15 protein-coding genes are annotated in these 16,641 nt (G+C 73.4%); 4 read left to right on the forward strand and 11 right to left on the reverse strand.

Features of this window, described 5'->3' with window-relative positions; translation table 11 throughout:
• The 4 genes from IEZ06_RS32610 to IEZ06_RS32620 form a co-directional block, all read right to left on the reverse strand.
• On the reverse strand, positions 1 to 1,624 hold a 1,624-nt coding region (locus tag IEZ06_RS32610; RefSeq protein ID WP_308427710.1), incomplete at its 3' end, for a type I polyketide synthase.
• The gene (locus IEZ06_RS36885) at positions 1,621 to 3,045 is read right to left on the reverse strand and encodes an FAD-dependent oxidoreductase (protein WP_229799031.1); all 1,425 of its coding nucleotides are present in this window, start codon (positions 3,043 to 3,045) and stop codon (positions 1,621 to 1,623) included. The genes IEZ06_RS36885 and IEZ06_RS32610, both read right to left, overlap by 4 nt.
• Complete coding sequence (locus tag IEZ06_RS32615; RefSeq protein ID WP_189240526.1) at positions 3,042 to 3,497, reverse strand: SRPBCC family protein; 456 nt, start codon at positions 3,495 to 3,497, stop codon at positions 3,042 to 3,044. Before IEZ06_RS32615 ends, IEZ06_RS36885 begins: the two co-directional genes overlap by 4 nt.
• Positions 3,498 to 3,570: 73 nt before the next feature.
• Positions 3,571 to 4,818, reverse strand: coding sequence for an LLM class flavin-dependent oxidoreductase (locus IEZ06_RS32620; RefSeq protein WP_189240527.1), 1,248 nt, complete (start codon positions 4,816 to 4,818; stop codon positions 3,571 to 3,573).
• A gap of 377 nt (positions 4,819 to 5,195) precedes the next feature.
• Between IEZ06_RS32620 and IEZ06_RS32625 the strand changes: the two genes are divergently transcribed.
• Positions 5,196 to 5,678 (forward strand): flavin reductase family protein, encoded by a 483-nt coding sequence (locus IEZ06_RS32625; protein ID WP_229799033.1) that lies wholly within the window; start codon positions 5,196 to 5,198, stop codon positions 5,676 to 5,678.
• A 64-nt stretch (positions 5,679 to 5,742) separates the two neighbouring features.
• Here IEZ06_RS32625 and IEZ06_RS32630 read toward each other — a convergent pair whose 3' ends face one another.
• Entirely contained in the window at positions 5,743 to 6,078 is a 336-nt protein-coding gene (locus IEZ06_RS32630) for an MmcQ/YjbR family DNA-binding protein (RefSeq protein WP_189240528.1), read from the reverse strand.
• Between the two features lie 251 nt (positions 6,079 to 6,329).
• On the reverse strand, positions 6,330 to 8,927 hold the full coding sequence (locus tag IEZ06_RS32635) for an ATP-binding protein (RefSeq protein WP_203872335.1): 2,598 nt from the start codon (positions 8,925 to 8,927) through the stop codon (positions 6,330 to 6,332).
• 171 nt (positions 8,928 to 9,098) lie between these two features.
• On the opposite strand from IEZ06_RS32635, the gene IEZ06_RS32640 reads away from it, so the two are divergent.
• On the forward strand, positions 9,099 to 10,433 hold the full coding sequence (locus IEZ06_RS32640) for an erythromycin esterase family protein (RefSeq protein WP_189240530.1): 1,335 nt from the start codon (positions 9,099 to 9,101) through the stop codon (positions 10,431 to 10,433).
• A 70-nt stretch (positions 10,434 to 10,503) separates the two neighbouring features.
• Here IEZ06_RS32640 and IEZ06_RS32645 read toward each other — a convergent pair whose 3' ends face one another.
• From IEZ06_RS32645 to IEZ06_RS32655, 3 genes are all read right to left on the reverse strand, one after another.
• Positions 10,504 to 11,481 carry an aldo/keto reductase gene (locus tag IEZ06_RS32645; protein ID WP_189240531.1) on the reverse strand — a complete coding sequence of 326 codons (978 nt, stop codon included), beginning with the start codon at positions 11,479 to 11,481 and terminating at the stop codon, positions 10,504 to 10,506.
• An 88-nt stretch (positions 11,482 to 11,569) separates the two neighbouring features.
• Entirely contained in the window at positions 11,570 to 12,886 is a 1,317-nt protein-coding gene (locus IEZ06_RS37580) for a DUF2795 domain-containing protein (RefSeq protein WP_189240532.1), read from the reverse strand.
• A 429-nt stretch (positions 12,887 to 13,315) separates the two neighbouring features.
• Positions 13,316 to 13,666 (reverse strand): DUF3140 domain-containing protein, encoded by a 351-nt coding sequence (locus IEZ06_RS32655; protein WP_189240533.1) that lies wholly within the window; start codon positions 13,664 to 13,666, stop codon positions 13,316 to 13,318.
• 335 nt (positions 13,667 to 14,001) lie between these two features.
• Between IEZ06_RS32655 and IEZ06_RS36900 the strand changes: the two genes are divergently transcribed.
• Together IEZ06_RS36900 and IEZ06_RS32665 are read left to right on the forward strand one after the other, a co-directional pair.
• The gene (locus tag IEZ06_RS36900) at positions 14,002 to 15,345 is read left to right on the forward strand and encodes a zinc metalloprotease (RefSeq protein ID WP_203872334.1); all 1,344 of its coding nucleotides are present in this window, start codon (positions 14,002 to 14,004) and stop codon (positions 15,343 to 15,345) included.
• Complete coding sequence (locus IEZ06_RS32665) at positions 15,342 to 15,695, forward strand: hypothetical protein (RefSeq protein ID WP_189240534.1); 354 nt, start codon at positions 15,342 to 15,344, stop codon at positions 15,693 to 15,695. The genes IEZ06_RS36900 and IEZ06_RS32665 overlap by 4 nt, the downstream gene beginning before the upstream one ends.
• Here the strand turns inward: IEZ06_RS32665 and IEZ06_RS32670 are convergent.
• Complete coding sequence (locus tag IEZ06_RS32670; protein WP_189240535.1) at positions 15,679 to 16,050, reverse strand: effector-associated constant component EACC1; 372 nt, start codon at positions 16,048 to 16,050, stop codon at positions 15,679 to 15,681. The genes IEZ06_RS32665 and IEZ06_RS32670 overlap by 17 nt on opposite strands.
• A gap of 63 nt (positions 16,051 to 16,113) precedes the next feature.
• Positions 16,114 to 16,626 (reverse strand): 2'-5' RNA ligase family protein, encoded by a 513-nt coding sequence (locus IEZ06_RS32675; protein ID WP_189240536.1) that lies wholly within the window; start codon positions 16,624 to 16,626, stop codon positions 16,114 to 16,116.
• Between the last annotated feature and the right edge of the window lie 15 nt (positions 16,627 to 16,641).

Below are 16,641 nucleotides of genomic sequence, written 5' to 3' on the forward strand. Positions count from 1 at the left end.
CGGCGCGGTCGGAGCCCACCACCACCGCCCGGTGCTCCAGCACCGCCCGCGTCGTCACCAGCGACAACCCGACATCCGTCAGGTCCGGCTCAGGGGCGGCCTGCAGATGTGCGGCCAGCCGCCCGGCCTGCGCCCGCAGCGCCTCCACGCTCTTACCGGACACCACCAGCGGCACCGCCGGAAGCGGGACGCGCACGGACGCCGACTCCTCCGCAGCGGGAGACGGCTCCGCCCCGTCCGGAGAAGAACCTTCCTCCTCCGCGGAGGGCTCCTCGATGATCACGTGGGCGTTGGTGCCGCTCAGCCCGAACGACGACACGCCCGCCCGGCGCGGATGACCGTTCCGCTTCCACTCCCGCGCCTCGGTCAGCAGCTCCACCCGCCCCGCCGACCAGTCCACGTTCGGCGACGGCTCCTCGGCGTGCAGCGTCTTCGGCAGCAGGTCGTACCGCATCGCCTGCACCATCTTGATCACACCGGCCACCCCCGCCGCCGCCTGCGTGTGACCCATGTTCGACTTGATCGAGCCCAGCCAGAGCGGCCGGCCCTCCGGCCGGTCCTGACCGTAGGCGGCGATCACCGCCTGCGCCTCGATCGGGTCTCCGAGCATCGTGCCCGTACCGTGGCCCTCCACCGCGTCCACGTCCTGCGGGGACAGGCGGGCGCTGGCGAGCGCCTGCTTGATCACCCGCTGCTGGGAGGGACCGTTCGGCGCGGTGAAACCGCTCGACGCCCCGTCCTGGTTGATCGCCGATCCCTTGACCACGGCCAGGACCGGGTGGCCCTTGCGGCGCGCGTCCGACAGCCGCTCCAGCAGGAGAACGCCCGCGCCCTCCGAGCAGCCCATGCCGTCGGCTCCGGCCGAGAACGACTTGCACCGGCCGTCGGCCGCCAGTCCGCGCTGATTACTGAAGTAGACGAACATCTCCGGCATGCCCATGACGGTGACCCCGCCGGCCAGGGCCAGGGTGCAGTCTCCGCGCCCCAGCGACTGGCAGGCCAGGTGCAGCGCCACCAGCGACGACGAGCACGCCGTGTCCACCGACACCGACGGGCCCTCCAGGCCCAGCGTGTAGGAGACCCGGCCGGACACCAGGCTGCCCGCGCTGCTGGCGCCGGCCTCCACGCCGAGGCCGTAGTCGTGGTACATGACCCCGGCGAACACCCCGGTCCGGCTGCCCTTCAGCGACGCCGGATCGATGCCCGCCCGCTCGATCGCCTCCCACGAGGTCTCCAGCAGCAGCCGCTGCTGCGGGTCCGTCGCCAGCGCCTCGTTCGGGCTGATCCCGAAGAACCCCGCGTCGAACTCCGCCGCGCCGTGCAGGAAGCCGCCCTCGCGGGCGACGCTCTTCCCGGGCTTGCCCGGCTCGGGGTCGAACAGGCTCTCAAGGTTCCAGCCGCGGTCCTCCGGGAATCCGGACACCGCGTCCGTCCCCCCGGCCACCAGCCGCCACAGGTCGTCCGGCGACTCCACCCCGCCCGGATACCGGCACGCCATCCCCACGATCGCGATGGCCTCGTCGTCCGGCTTGCGCGCGGCCTCGTCGAGGCACCTGCGGGCCTCCCTGAGGTCCGCGAGGGTGCGCTTGAGGTACTTGAGGAGCCTTTCCTCTTCTTCGGTCACTGACGGCCGTCCCTCGCCTGTATCGCGCCCGCCGTGAGCAGGTCGCCGAACTCGGGGTACTGCGCGATCGCCTGCTCGGCGGTGAGCGGGACGTTGCGCGGACCGCGCATGACCGCCCACATCAGGCCGGGCGTCATCATCTGCTCGGGCGGAGCGCTGAGCGCGGTCACCGCGTAGGTGGCCTCGGCCACCTGGAGGTTGTCCGCGGCGGTACGGGCCCAGCGGGTGCTGAACCCCCTCTGCAGCGGGCCGAGCAGGCCGCCGAGGTCCAGGCCCAGCAGGCGCTTGGACCGGATGTTCGTCTCGGCTCCGGGGAACCAGCGGTCGTTGCCGGTCGCCATCTGCCATGACCACTCACCGGCCTTGGCCACGGCGGCCTGCACCGTCCGCGACAGGCCGGGCCGCAGTCCTCCGTCCTCCAGCCCGTCACGCAGCGCCTCGGCGCCGAAGGCCGCCATGGACATGCCCGTGGCGTAGTTCGGGCTCAGCACCAGCGCCGCGTCACCGATGGCGAGGAAACCCTCCGGCACCGGGAGGCGGTCGAAGTACCTGCGCCGGTTCGCCAGCGCACGCGACGACCTGATCGGAGTGAGCGGGCGCGCGGAGGACAGGAGGTCGGCGACGATCGGGTGCCGCAGCCCGCGCGCGAACTCCAGGAACCCGTCCTCGTCGTTCGGCGGGGTGCCGCCGCGCGTCCCCATCAGGCAGACGATCCACCGGCGGTCCTCCTGGAGCATCAGCGCGGCGCCCCTGCCGGGTCGGCCGGTGCCGGGCTCGGTCTGGATGAGGATCCCGGGGAAGTCGTCGCGGGTGCCCTCGGGGATCTCGTAGAACCGCCCGGCGTAGGTGAGCCCGGCGTCGACGAACTCCTCCTCGACCGGGGGGAGCCCCAGCTCCGCGAGCCACTGCGGGGCCTTGGAGCGGCTGCCCGTGGCGTCCACCACGAGGTCGGCGGTGATCGTCCTGTCGGGTTCGGCGCGGACACCGGTCACCCGGTCGGCGTCGCCGGTCAGTCCCGTCACCTTGGCGGACTCGATGACCTCGATCGTCCCCTCGCGCAACGCCTGCCCGCGGACGACGTGGTCCACGAGGGGACGGCTGCAGTTGATCACGTAGGCGTCGCTGTGCAGCCGCCGGAACCAGCCCTGGGCCGAGAGCGTGAGCAGCTGCCCGATCTTCCGGTGGTGGGCGCCGTGGCCGTACAGCGCCGCCGTGGTCCCGGGCAGCAGCCGGTCGAGCGCGTCGGCTCCGCCGCCCATCAGCATGTGGTTCTGCTGCGCCTGGGGGACTCCCCGCCGGGGCTGGGGGCCGTCGGGGAACCGGTCGGCCTCGATCACCACGACCTCGTCCGCGTACTGGGCCAGCACCGACGCGGCGAGCATGCCGGCCATGCCGCCGCCGAGCACCACTGCCCTGGTCATCGGCTGCTGCCCGTCTCCGCGGCGCGGCGCCGGGCCTCCCCCTCCAGGGCGGCGAAGGTGTGGTGCATGTCGCGCCGCATCGACTTCATCCAGAACAGCCGGAACACCGGGCCGAACGCGCCGTGCAGCTTGACGTCCCTGCTGACCTGGACCCGTCCGGAGCCGGCCGGCTCGAACCCGTAGTCGATGCACATCTTCCCGAAGGGCATCGGCGACTCGGTGGAGAAGGACCGCTCGGGGTCCACGGCCGTCACCGTGAACGGGCCCCTGGCCTTGCTGGGAGTGCCCTTCAGCCGGGTCCAGCCTCCGGAGCCCGGGGCGAAGGGGCCGTCGAACCCGCAGTCGAGCAGGTGCGGGTCCCACTCGGACCAGGATCCGGCGTCGGTCGAGGTGCGCCAGATCGACGCCAGGTCGCCGCTGATCGTGGCCGATTCGCGAAACGCCAACAACATCGGAACCTCCAGGCTCCAGGGGTGTGAGGACGGGAGCCTCAACACCTGCGGCATCGAGGCGGAAGGGGGTGGGTCACGGCTGGGGGAACGACTCCATGTCGGTCCTGATCACGTAGTCGGAGACGTCCGCGGTGTTCGGCTCGATCCGCTCCAGCGCCTCCTTGATCGGCACGGCGAGCCGCTCGCTCTTGACCGCCTCGCTCTCCACGCGCCGCTCGGCGAACTCCGGCATGACCTCGGCGGCGAAGAGCTCCAGCGCCTCGCAGATGTGCTCGTGCCGCGTGCTGCCGATCTGCGTCTGGAAGATGATCTGGTCGACGCCGGCCGCCTCGTAGGAGCGGATCATCTCGGCCAGCTGCTCGGGCGTCCCGATCCCCCGGCGGAGCGAGTCGATCCGCGCCTTCAGCGTCGGGTCCATGTCGGCGGGCGGGTTCCTGGTCAGGCCGATCATCTCGCGCGCCTGCTCGAACCCCGCGGCGAGGTCCGTGGTCCCGGGCCGGTGCTGACCGTTGACGTAATAGTGCATGAATCCGTAGAAGAGCGAATACGCGCCGTCGAGACCCCGGTCGAGGGCGATTTCCTCGTCGGAATGGCACATGAAAGGCGTCACGACGGAGAAGTTGGGGTTGACCGCCTTACCGAGCGGAACGCATTCCTCGGAGGCGAGGATCCGGTAATAGGACTCCGCCCATTCCCGGGCCTCCTCGACCGTGACGAAGGCGAGGGAGAGCGCCCCCATCCCGTAGCGCGCGGCGGCCGCGATGGTCTCGGGCGAGCTGCACGCCACCCAGAGCGGCGGGTGCGGCTTCTGCTTGGGCTTCGGGACCACGTTGCGGGGCGGCATGCTGACCCACTCGCCCTGGTGGCCGGTGAAGGGCACCTCGGTGAGCATGCGGGTGACGACCTCGATCGCCTCGCGCCACTGCTCGCGCTTGGTCGCCCGGTCGATCCCGAAGGCGCCCAGCTCGTGCTGGGTGCTGCCCTGGCCCGAGCCGAAGTCGACGCGGCCGCCGGAGATCAGGTCGAGGGTCGCGAGGCGCTCGGCGACCCGCGCCGGGTGGTTGACCGCGGGGGGCAGGGTGACGATGCCGTGGGCGAGCCGGATGTTCTCCGTCTTCGCGGCGGCGGCGGCGAGGAAGACCTCGGGCGCGGAGGAGTGGGAGTACTCGTCCAGGAAGTGGTGCTCGGTGGCCCAGACGTAGTCGAAGCCCAGCCGGTCGGCCAGTTCGACCTGCTCCAGGGCCTCGCGCAGCACCCGCTCCTCGCTCTCCTCGGTCCAGGGCCGAGGCACTTGAAGGTGGTAGAGAAGTCCGAAACGCATGCTCGCTCCCCATTGTTGTCGTAATTATCAGCAAATTCCCGGAATGATGCCTTAGTGAGTATTCGAGCCCGCCGATCGGCCACGCAAGAGTGACCGCCGAACATAGGAATGGGGCCGCGAATCCTAGGGGGCGGACCGGGGACGCCTAGGGGTTCCGGCGGCGCGATCGCGCGTCCGGAAACGGCCGGCGGGGCCCGCCGTACCCGTCCGGCGGGGACATGAGGGGGCGGGCAGGGGTTCTTCCCGCCGCTTCTCCGCTCCGAAACTCGGTTTGTCCGATAAGCCGCGCTACCGGCGCTGTCCGATGGGCCGTGCCGCCGGCTGAAGCACCGACCCGATGAAAGGCCCGATCCGTGACGTTATCGGCGCCTAGCCCTGTGTCCCTGGTCGACGCTCAACAGTTCCGCGACGCGATGACGCTGATCGCCGGCCCCATCACCATCGTCACCACCATCGACCGCGAGGGCCGCCGCTGGGGGTTCACCGCCAGTTCGGTGACCTCCGGTTCGCTGTCCCCCCCGCTCGTGCTGGTCGGCCTGTCCAGGACGTCCAGCTGCCACGAGGCGCTCGTCTCGTCCTCCGAGTTCGTCATCAACGTGCTGGGCGACCAGCACCGCGACCTGGCGCTGAAGTTCGCCGCCCACGGCGTCGACCGGTTCGCCGACAGTGATTTCGCCGTCTGGCCGGGGGCCCGCCTGCCGTACCTGCCGGACGCGCACGCGTCCTTCCGGTGCGTGCGGTGGGGCACCGTCCCGATCGGCGATCACGATCTGCTGGTGGGGGCGTTGGCCGAGATCCGCTCCGGCGGTCCGGGCAAGGCCCTGCTCTGGTACCGGCGGGGTTTCCACACCCCCGGGTGACCCGTCGTCCCCGCCGGGCGACCGGTCCGGCGGGGACGGGCGCCGGTCCGGCGCCGGGGTCCCCTCAGGCGTCCGCGCCCCCGTCCTCGTCGAAGGCCTTCACCAGCCGCTGCGGGGCGCTCAGCCGCCAGGCCTCGGCGACCAGCTCGCGCAGCTCCTCCTCCGCCAGCTCCGCCGTCCGCACCAGCATGTACCGGTGGTTCTCGTAGTGCGGGGTGACGAGGAAGACCTCGGGGCGCGCCGCGGTGAGCGCCTTCCGCTCCTCCGAGGAGACCTTGACCACCGTGAGCTCGGGGTCCTCGTGGCGGCGCAGGAAGAGCCGGCCCCGGACCTTCAGCGAGGGCGTGCCCCAGGACACGGACTCCTCGACCTCGGGCAGCTCCAGAGCGATGTCACGCACACGATCGAAATCAGACACGTTCCATGATCGCATGTACCGCGTCCCGCGGGATCCCGCCGGGGACCGGTCCGGTCCCCGGCGCGGTCGCCCGGCGGTTCCAGGGCAGGCGGGTGGCGGGGTCGCTCCCCCCGCGGCGGCTCCGCGGGCAGGCGGGTGGCCGGTCCGCTCCCCCTCCTGCGGCGGCTCCGCGGGCAGGCGGGTGGCCGGACCGCTCCCCCCGCGGCGGCTCCGCGAGCGGACAGGTGACCGGGTCAGTCCCCCTGCGGCGGCTCCGCGGGCAGGCGGACCGTGAAGACGGTGCCGCCGCCCTCCCGCGGCGCGGCCGTCACGGTCCCGCCGTGCGCCTCGACGATCGCCCGGATGATGGCCAGTCCCAGGCCGGTGCCCTTGATCCCGGCCTCCTTCGCGGTGGAGGCCCGGAAGAACCGGCCGAACAACTGCGGATACTGCTCGGAGGGGATTCCGATGCCGGTGTCCGCCACCGCGACGGTCACCTCGCCCCCCTCCCGGCGGGCGGCGACGGTGACGGCGCCCTCGGCGGGGGTGTACTTGACCGCGTTGGACAGCAGGTTGTCCACCACCTGGCGGAGCCGGGCCGGGTCGGCGTGCACGCGCAGGTGGCGGTCCAGGTCGACCCGGACGGTCAGCCGTTTGGCCGCGGCCGCCGGCCGGTGGTCGTCGACGCTCTGGTTCAGCAGCCGGGTCAGCGAGACCGGGCGGGGGTCGATGGCGATGCGCCCGGCGTCCAGACGGGCCAGGTCCAGCAGGTCGTCGACCAGCCGCTGCAGGTCGGCGCTCTTGCGGTCGATCACGTCGGCGAAGGCGCGCTGCTCGCCGCCCAGATCCGGGTCGTCCAGCAGCATCTCGGCGTAACCGCGGATGGCGCCGATCGGGCTGCGCAGCTCGTGGCTGACCAGCGCCACCAGCTCGTCCTTCATCCGGTCCAGCTCCCGCAGGCGGCGCACCTGCCGCTGCTCCTCCGCCAGCAGCCGTTCGCGCTCCTCGGCCATCCGGTGGCGCTCGGTCACGTCGGTGGAGATGCCGTCGACGAACAGCCGGTCGCCCTCGCGGCGGGGCAGCGCCCGGATCCAGGCCCAGCGGGTCACCCCGTCCAGCCCGGCGAGGCGGAACTCGGCCTCCGCCGGGCTACCGGAGATGAGCCGCTCGCAGAAGGCGGTGAAGACCTGCCGGTCGTCGGGGTGCACGTAGCGGCCGACGATGGCGACCATGTCCCCGCCGTCCCCGCCGTCCCCGCCGTCCCCGCCGTCCCCGCCGTCCCCGCCGCCCCCGCCCCCGGGCGGCACCCGCTCGCCGAGGATCCCGGCTCCGGAGGTGCTGACGTACACCGGGCGCGCCCTGCCGTCGGGGGTGATCTCGGCGGTCCACACGTCATCGTTGACGTGGGTGACGATCTGCTCGAACCGGCGGCGGCTGGCGGCCAGCGCCAGGGCCAGCTCCTCGGCGCGGAGGCGCTCCATGTACCGGCCCACGTGGGCGCAGACCCCGTCGAGCAGTGCGATCAGCTCGTCGTCCCGCTCCTGGACGGTGTCGCTGCAGAAGACCAGCACGCCCAGCACCTCCCGGCCGCTGCGCACCGGGAGCGCGACGGCGGCGTGCAGCCCCGCCCGCAGAGCCTCCTCCTTGCGGACGAAATCACGGGGATCGCGGGCCAGATCGCAGATCCACAGCTCGCTGCCGGTCTCCCACACCCGGCCGAGCAGTCCCTGCCCGCTCCGGAGCCCCATCCGGGATCCGGCGGTGAAGGCCGGGATGTCGCGTCCCGGACGGGTCCACAGGCCGATGCGGGTCAGACCGGCCTCTCCGGGATCCACCTGCCAGTACTCACCGCAGGTCCAGCCGAGGGCGTCGGTGACCGCGGCCACCACGCCGGTGGCGGCCTCCTCGCCGGAGGAGGCGTCGATCAGCACCTGGGCCACGGCGTGCTGGGCCCGGTGCAGCGCCTGGGCCCGATGCTGGTCGGTGACGTCACGGACGGCGACCACCGCTCCCAGGCGGCGCCCGTCGGCGGTCTCGATCGGACGGCCGTTGACGACGGTCCGGAACGGGCCGCAGTCGCCCGTCCGCACCACCACCTCCTGGCCGTCGATCCGCTCGCCGGCGAACGCCCGCGCCAACGGCACCTCCTCCGGCCGCAGCGGGGTCCGCCCGTCCGGCGCGAACATGCCGTAGATCTCCGCCAGGTCGTCGACGTGCACCCCCACCAGGGGCGGCCGGCTCTCCCGCAACACCCGGTTGACCAGCACCACCCTGCCGTCGCGGTCACAGGCCGCCACTCCGGTGTCCAGGCTGTCCAGCAGCGCCTGCAGGAAGGTCTGCTCCTCCTCCGGCCGCTCCCCGCGCATCCGCAGCGCCGAGAGCTCCTCCTCCACCGTCCGGGCGAGGTCACCGGCCAGCTCCAGCTGCGCGAGGTTCCACCGATGGGGCTCGGTGTCGATCGCGCACAACGCGCCGAGCGTCTCGCCGCCGGGTCCGTGCAGCGGGAACGCGGCGCAGGCGGCGGCCTCCAGCCCGCCGATGACCCGGTCGCGGCGCAACCACTCGTCGGTCCTCGTGTCGGAGACCACCAGCGGGCCGTCGCCGGCCGCGACGCGCTCGCACAGCGAGGCGGGCAGGGGCGGCCCCGTCCGCCGTCCGGCCGGTCCGGCCGCACCGACCACCACCTGCCGGCCGTGGTCGGTGAGGGCGACCAGCGCGGCCGGCGTCTCCAGCAGCCGGGCGGCCAGGTGGGTCAGCCGGTCCAGCAAGGCGGCGCCGGGCACGGAGGGCGCGCCGGACGGACTCCCGGTCCGCGACCGCCGTGCGTCGTCAACGCGCCGTGCTGCCTCCACGCCCCGCTTCTCCCCCTCAGGTCCCTGCGTCCGATCGGCCCGATCCGCGACTGCGGCCGGAACAGAGGCCACAGCCCCATCCTTCCCACCAGGCTATGACAATGCGGACATGTGCCACTTTTTCTTCCTGCATACAGGGTCGAGCCGGTGGATCGCGGGTACGGCTCCGCCATGGTTCAGCGAGAGGCGCCCGCGTCCCGTTCGGGCGACCATGACGAGATCAGGCGGTCGGCGCTGCCGCTGGCCGTACCCGAGGACCTCGACCCGCTGCTGGAGCGCGTCGGCGACGCCCGGTACGTCCTGATCGGCGAGGCGAGCCACGGCACGCACGACTTCTACGCCTGGCGGGCCGCGCTCACCCGGCGGCTGATCACCGAGAAGGACTTCCGGTTCGTCGGCGTCGAGGGCGACTGGCCCGACTGCCACCGGATCCACCGGGCGGTCACCGGCATCGGCGACGAGCCCCCCGGCGAGGCCGTGTACGGCTTCACCCGCTGGCCTTCGTTCATGTGGGCCAACGAGGAGGTCGCGGATTTCTGCCGGTGGCTGCGCGGCTGGAACGACTCCCTGCCGACGCGGGCGCGCTGCGGCTTCCACGGCCTGGACGTCTACAGCCTGTGGGACTCGCTGCGCGCCGTGCGCGGCTACGCCCTCCGCCACCTGCCCGAGCAGGCCGACACGGTGCTGCGCGCGCTGCACTGCTTCGAGGCCTACGGGCACGACCCGCAGCAGTACGGCCTGGCGCTGCGCCTGCTCCCGGAGTCCTGCGAGGAGGCGGCCGTCGGCCTGCTGACGGCGGTCAGGCAGACCGCGCCGGACGACGAGGCGGGCTTCGCCGCCCGGCAGAACGCCGAGGTGGTGGCCGGGGCCGAGGAGTACTACCGTGCCATGCTGCGGGGCGGGTCCGAGTCGTGGAACGTCCGCGACATCCACATGGCCGACACCCTCGACCGGCTGACCGGGTTCTACGGGGACGGCGCGAAGGCGGTCGTCTGGGCCCACAACACCCATGTCGGCGACGCCCGCGCCACCGACATGGCGGCGGCCGGGATGACCAACCTCGGGCAGCTGGTCCGGGAGCGGCACGGCGGCGACGGTTCCGACGGCGGTTCCGACGGCGGAGCGGTGGTCCTGGTCGGCTTCGGGACGCACCGGGGCACGGTGGTCGCGGGCGACGAGTGGGGAGCGCCGGCCGAGGTCATGCCGGTCCCGCCCGCCCGGCCGGCGTCTCTGGAGTCGCTGCTGCACGAGGCCGAACCGGAGGGCGCGCTGTTCGTCGTGCCGCCGCCCGGCGACCGGCCCGGGTGGTACGACCGGCCGCTGGGCCACCGGGCCATCGGCGTCGTCTACCACCCCGAGCGCGATCACCTGCGCAACTACGTCCGGACGGTTCCCGGCCGCCGCTACGACGCGTTCCTCTGGCTGGACCGGACGAGCGCCCTGCACCCCCTGCACGGCGAGCCGCCCGGCGAGGCGGAGCCCGAGACGTTCCCCACGGCCCTGTGAGCCACGGCCCGGCGAACCACGGCCCCGTGAGCCACGGCCCTGCGAGCCACCGCCCCGTGCGCCCGCCCGATCACCAGCGGTGGTGGACCTGGGGCCGGATCAGCTCGTCGTAGACCTCCCGCACCCTCCCGAGGGTGTCCGCGGGCAGCGGGGGCGCCTCGGCGGCCGCCGCGTTGGCGCGGGCCTGGCCGGGGTTGCGGGCGCCGGGGATGACCACGGAGACACCGGGCTGGTCGATGATCCAGCGCAGCGCGAACTGCGCCGTGGTCATCTGCTCCGGGACGAGCGGGCTCAGGCGGCGCACCGCCTCCAGGCCGGTGGCGTAGTCGACACCGGAGAAGGTCTCGCCGACGTCGAACGCCTCGCCGTGCCGGTTGAAGCTGCGGTGGTCGTCGGGGGCGAAGACGGTGGACTCGTCGTACTTGCCCGACAGCAGGCCGCTGGCGAGCGGGACCCGGGCGATGATGCCGACCCCGGCCTCCGCCGCGGCCGGGAGCACCCGCTCCAGTGGCTTGAGCCGGAAGGCGTTGAGGATGATCTGCACGGTGGCCACGCCCGGCCGCGCGATGGCGGTCAGCGCCTCGTCGCAGGTCTCCACGCTCACCCCGTAGGCGGCGGTGCGCCCCTCCTCCACCAGGGTGTCCAGGGCGTCGAAGACGGCGCCGGAGGAGTAGACCGGCGTGGGCGGGCAGTGCAGCTGCACCAGGTCGAGGGTGTCCACGCCGAGGTTCGCACGGGACCGGTCGGTCCAGGCGCGGAAGTTGTCCAGGGTGTAGGCCGACGGCTCCTGGGCGACGCGCCGGCCCATCTTGGTGGCCACGGTCAGCCCGGGCCGGTCCTTGAGCAGGCGTCCGACGATCTGCTCGCTGCGGCCGTCGCCGTAGACGTCGGCCGTGTCGATGAAGTTCACCCCGGAGTCCACCGCGGCCTCCAGGGTGGCCAGCGCCTCGTCCTCGCCCACCTCACCCCAGTCGGCGCCCAACTGCCAGGCCCCGAGTCCGACGACTCCGATGTTTCTACCGGTTTTTCCTAGAATGCGCTGTTCCACGTGCCCGATCGTAGCCGTACGGCGCACCCCGGCCGGGCGGGGACCCGCCGGAACGGCCCGGCGGACGGCGGGCCCGCGGAGCGGACCGTCAGCTCCGCCCGGCGACGGCCTTGCTGACGGCGTTGGGCCCGTCGTACTCCCTGTCCGGGACCTCCTGCAGCGCCTTGATCATCTCGTCGTCGGCTCCGTGCTCCCGGGCCGCCCGCACCAGGTCGTCGCGTTTGGCCGGGTAGTCGACGCCCGAGAGGTGCTTCTGCAGTTCGATCGGATTGGGTGTGCCGGTCATCGGACTCTCTTCCCCCGAGTTCATTCCTTGCCAGGACTCGACTACCCGGAGTGACGGCTGATCACTCATCCACCGGAGGGCCGCGAGGAGCCCCGGGCCCGGGGTCCGCGGACCCGTCTCCAGCAAACGCCGCGCCGCCTCGATCCCAGGGGGAAGCGTCCGGCGGCCCGCCAGCGCCCGGGGCAGCCGCCGGACGGCGTGCCACAACCCCCGCCGCCCCTCCACCCCTCCGCACGCGGCGGTGAGCGCGCTGCGGACCACCACCGGCCACGGCCGCCTCAGGACCGCGGTGAGCAGCGCGTTGCGCACCGCCAGGACCCGCCGGCCCCGCGGATCCCGCGAGGGCGACGGGTGGTGGTGGGCGACGACGTCCTCGACGTAGGACAGCCCCCAGCCGGCCGCCGCCAGGTCCACCGCCAGCCGCTCCTCCTCCCCGTAGAAGAAGACGACGTCGTCGAAGCCCCCGGCCGCCAGGTACGCCTCCCGCCGCACCACCGCTCCGCACGCCATGAAGCCGAGGACGCTCGGGCCGGGAAGGTCCGGTTCCGTTCCGAGCGGGGAACCGGCCATGTCCGCGCAGATCGGGTCCGGCCGCTCCTCCGGGCCCACCAGCATCCGTCCGGCCAGCACCGCCAGGCGGGGGTGGGCGTCCAGCACGTCCGCGGCACGCTCCAGCGCGCCGGGGGCCCACCAGGAGTCGTCGTCGGCGAAGGCGACGTAGGGGGTCGAGGCGTGCCGCGCGCCGACGTTGCGGGCCTGCGCGCCGAGGTTCCGCCCCAGCTCGATCACCCGGACACGGGGGAAGCGCCGTCGCACGAAGGCCGGGCTGCCGTCGGTCGAACCGTTGTCGACGAGGATCACGGGGCACTCGTGGCGCGCCAGGGACCGTTCGAGATCACCGCGGCGGTCCCGGCTGGCGACCACCACCGTCACGCGTCCCGCCGCCGGCCGGCCGGTCGTGCCCGACGTGTCCTCCCGCCGCGCCGGATCCCCGCAGACCAGCGGGTCGTCGCAGGCCGACGGGCCGTCACAGGTCGGCGGGTCGCCACAGATCGACTGATCACCACAGGCCGGCGGGTCGTCACAGGCCGGCGGGTCGTCACAGGACAGGGTGCTCACATCCGATCGGTGCCCGGGCCGGGGGGCTCTCGCCCGCGCCCGGCCGGTCGGAGGGCCGCGCGTCCGTCTCCCGGAGTCGGCGAGGGCGCGGCGTTGGCGCGACCGGCCTGCCGTGCGCAGTCGCCCGGCAGGCTTGCCGCCGGAGGGAGACCTCCGGCGCGAGACGGTCGCAAGCCGCCATTTACCCGGCCGGAGAAGCCGGGAAACCCCCGCGAACCGGCCTTCCGCGCGGAGGAGCCGGCTGCGGCCCGGAACCGGCCGATTCCGGGCCTGGCCTGCCCTGCCCTGACCTGCACTGGCCTGGCCTGAGCCTCCCTGCCGCGGTCCGGCCGGGCTCCGGCCCGCCCTGGGTCCTCGGCCCGTCCCCGGCCCACCCTGGGTCCCCGGCCCGCCCCGGGTCCCCGGCCCGCCCCGGGTCCTCGGCCCGGCTCAGTCCTCGGTCCTCGAGGGCTTGAGCGGATCGTGGCCGACCTCCATCAGGACACGCCGCCGCTCGTCGTCCTCGGCCGCGGAGGGGCCGCCCTTCAGGCTCCCCACGAGCTCGACGACCCTGCGCATCGTGTCGAGGTCGTCAGGGGTGAGATCGACCTTGCGTTTGGCGAGGACGGTGAGCACCCCGCGGCCGAGCTCCGGCATGGACTGCTCCGCGTCCACGGGAAGGGCGTCCTCTCCGGAGGCGGACGCCATCAGGAAGGCCCGCAGCTCCTCCGAGGTCATGTTCACGGACCGGTGGAACTCGTCCCACAGGTGGTCGCGCTCCGGGTCTGAACGGTCGGTCATGGTGATCCTCCTGTCCTGCCGTCCCGGTGGTGTGCGATCCGGGTCCGGCGCAACGGTGACCGTACCCACCGGGACCTCGACCATCGCCGGCCCGCGACATTCACCGGCCCCTCCCGTGCGCCACGGGCCACGCGCCTCGGGCCACGGGCCACCGGCCACCGGCCACCGGCCACCGGCCACCGGCCACCGGCCACCGGCCACCGGCCACGGGCCACGGGCCACGGGCCACGGGAAAGAATCCCCATCCGGGGAAGATCTGCCGTGCCGCGGGCGTGAAGCCGCGCCGGGTGCGGTACGACCTGAGCAGACACCGGTTCGCATCCGAAGGACGTGCCGTGACCGAATCCGACCTCCCTCACCCGCCGACACGCGACCTGTGCGGCACCATGCTCGTGCACCGGAGGCTGCTCAACGAGAGCACGACCTACCGGTCCCGGCGCGCGGTGATCGAGAACCGGGCGCTCCAGTACGAACGGGGGCGGCGCTCCCCGGCCCGCACCGACGTGGTCACCGTCCCGGTCGTCGTCCACGTGGTGCACAGTCCCGCCGTCCCGGCGCAGAACATCGGCGACGACCAGATCCACAGCCAGCTCGCCGTGCTCAACCAGGACTTCCGCGCCGCCAATCCCGACCGGGACAAGGTTCCCGAGGTGTGGCGGCCGCTGGTGGCGGACGCGAGGATCGAGTTCCGGCTGGCGGCGCTGGACCCGGAGGGCGAGCCCACGGACGGGATCGTCCGGGTCCCGACCGACCGGACGTCGTTCGGCTTCGACGACGCAGTGAAGGCGTCCGCGTCCGGCGGCTCCGACCCGTGGCCCACCGACGAGTACCTCAACGTCTGGGTCTGCCAGCTGGGCGGCGGGCTGCTCGGCTACGCGCAGTTCCCGGGCGGCCCGCCGCAGACCGACGGCGTCGTGATCCTGCACAGCGCGTTCGGCACCACCGGTACGGCCGCGCCCCCGTTCGACGGCGGTCGCACCGCGACGCACGAGATCGGCCACTGGCTGGACCTGTACCACATCTGGGGCGACGACGACGGGGCCTGCAGCAGCGACGACAAGGTCGCCGACACCCCGAACCAGGCCGACGCGAACACCGGCTCCCCCGTCTTCCCGCACGTCTCCTGCGGCAACGGCCCGCACGGGGACATGTTCGTCAACTACATGGACTACACCGACGACGCCGCCATGTTCATGTTCACCCGCGGCCAGTCCAAGCGGATGGACGCCTGCCTGGAGGGCGCCCGGGCGTCCTTCCTGGTCGCCTCGGGCGCCCTGACGTCCCCGTCCCCGTCCTCGTCCGCACTGTCCGCCCCGTCCCCGTCCGCCGCGGGCGGGCCGGTCAGGGACGGGACCGCCCCGGGCGGGATCACCCAGCAGGCCGCGATGCCCGGACCTTCGCACTGGCCCGCACCCGCCGCCGCTCCGGGCGTGACCGGTACGGCGGGCACGACGGGCGTGACCGGTACGGCGGGCACGACGGGCGCCACCGCGGCGGACGCGGCGATGGTGCCCGCGCGGCCCGGTCCGGACGGGCACGCCGGACCCGGCGGGCACGCCGGACCGGACGGCGAGGTGGGGCGGCTGCTGCGGGACAGCGAGCGGCTGGCCGCCGAGGTCCTGAAGGAGATCCGTACCGTGATCGACATGGTCGGCGGCGGCGACCGCCCCGGCGGATGACCGGCCGCCGCGAGGATCCCGCACGCGGCGGAGCGGCGGCCGGGACCCCCGACATCGTCGGCACATGGCTCCACTCCCACGAGGAGGACACCGGCAGCACGGCGGTGTACCGCCCCGCCGAGCACCCGTTCCAGCCCTCCCGGCGGGTGCGCGACGGGCTGGAGTTCCGGCCCGACGGGACGTTCGCCGAGCTCCGTCCCGGCCCGGACGACCGCCCGCGGGAGACGCTCGGCCGGTGGCGGGACCACGGCTCCGGCCGCGTCCGGGTCTCCTTCCCCGAGGGCCGGGGCGACCCCTTCGAGCTGGTCGTCCTCTCCTGCGAGGACGGCGTGCTCACCGTCGCGCGCTGAGCTCCTGGAAGGTCTGGACGACCTGCTCGGTGATCTCGTCGACCTGCGTGTGCTCAAGGTTACGCAGGCCCGAGGCGCCGACCTCGATCTCCCTGTCGCCGTCGGCGAGCCTGACGCTCACCTCTCCGGTGCGGGTGCGCAGCCAGGCGATCACCGTCGCGGCCGTCGAGCAGAGCGTGCCCCCGGCGTCGAGCAGGACCTGCAGCGCCTCGGGGGACGGCCCCATCGTCCCGGGATCGGGGTGCCGCTCCTCCATCACCACGCGGCCGCGCAGGTCCGTCTCCTCCTGCAGCCACGAGTGCAGGTCCCGCAGGTGGTCCCGGCTTCCCGTCTCCGCGTTCACCACGATATGCATGACATTTCCCCCGTTTCACCTCCAACGTAGACAGAGGGAGTGTCTTCGTGAACTCCGCTCTCCTCACAGGGAAGTAAAGAGATCTCTCGCGTGGTCGGCCACCGCCGCGCCGGTCACGGTCGCCCGGATCGGCAGGAAGTCCATGCAGAGCCGGATCGCGCCGGGCAGCACCGCGTGCGGCACCCGCATCGACAGCGTGCAGTGCGGCACCCACTCACCCGGCCGGTAGACGTCGAAACCGCCGATCCCTGCGGCGCCGAGCCGCTCGTGCACCGCCGCGTGGTGGGCCAGCAGCTCCGCCGTGGGAACCGGGCCGAGCCAGAGCACCCGGCCCAGGAACTGCCCGACGAAGTCGAACCGCAGCTCCAGCGGCGGGGCGGCGTCCATGCCCGCCAGTGCCGCGGCCACCCCGGGGCCGTCCAGCTCGGCGGCGCTGAGCAGCGAGACGTGCGGGCGGTGCCGGCCCTTCAGCAGCTCCCCCATCGACTGGACGCCGGCCTGGGCCAGCGCCCTCCACAGGGTCCTGATCCGCTTCTCGGCGGCCGGATCGAGGTAGAGCTCCAGCGCGGCGACCATGCCGGAAGACTAGCG

Source organism: Planomonospora antibiotica, from assembly GCF_014647955.1.
Taxonomy (GTDB): domain Bacteria; phylum Actinomycetota; class Actinomycetes; order Streptosporangiales; family Streptosporangiaceae; genus Planomonospora; species Planomonospora parontospora.

Coding starts and splice junctions, on each gene's coding strand:
- IEZ06_RS32665 (WP_189240534.1), top strand. CDS start 15,342: ATGACCGGCCGCCGCGAGGATCCCGCACGCGGCGGAGCGGCGGCCGGG.
- IEZ06_RS36885 (WP_229799031.1), bottom strand. CDS start 3,045: ATGACCAGGGCAGTGGTGCTCGGCGGCGGCATGGCCGGCATGCTCGCC.
- IEZ06_RS32615 (WP_189240526.1), bottom strand. CDS start 3,497: ATGTTGTTGGCGTTTCGCGAATCGGCCACGATCAGCGGCGACCTGGCG.
- IEZ06_RS32670 (WP_189240535.1), bottom strand. CDS start 16,050: ATGCATATCGTGGTGAACGCGGAGACGGGAAGCCGGGACCACCTGCGG.
- IEZ06_RS32675 (WP_189240536.1), bottom strand. CDS start 16,626: ATGGTCGCCGCGCTGGAGCTCTACCTCGATCCGGCCGCCGAGAAGCGG.
- IEZ06_RS32655 (WP_189240533.1), bottom strand. CDS start 13,666: ATGACCGACCGTTCAGACCCGGAGCGCGACCACCTGTGGGACGAGTTC.
- IEZ06_RS32620 (WP_189240527.1), bottom strand. CDS start 4,818: ATGCGTTTCGGACTTCTCTACCACCTTCAAGTGCCTCGGCCCTGGACC.
- IEZ06_RS32640 (WP_189240530.1), top strand. CDS start 9,099: ATGGTTCAGCGAGAGGCGCCCGCGTCCCGTTCGGGCGACCATGACGAG.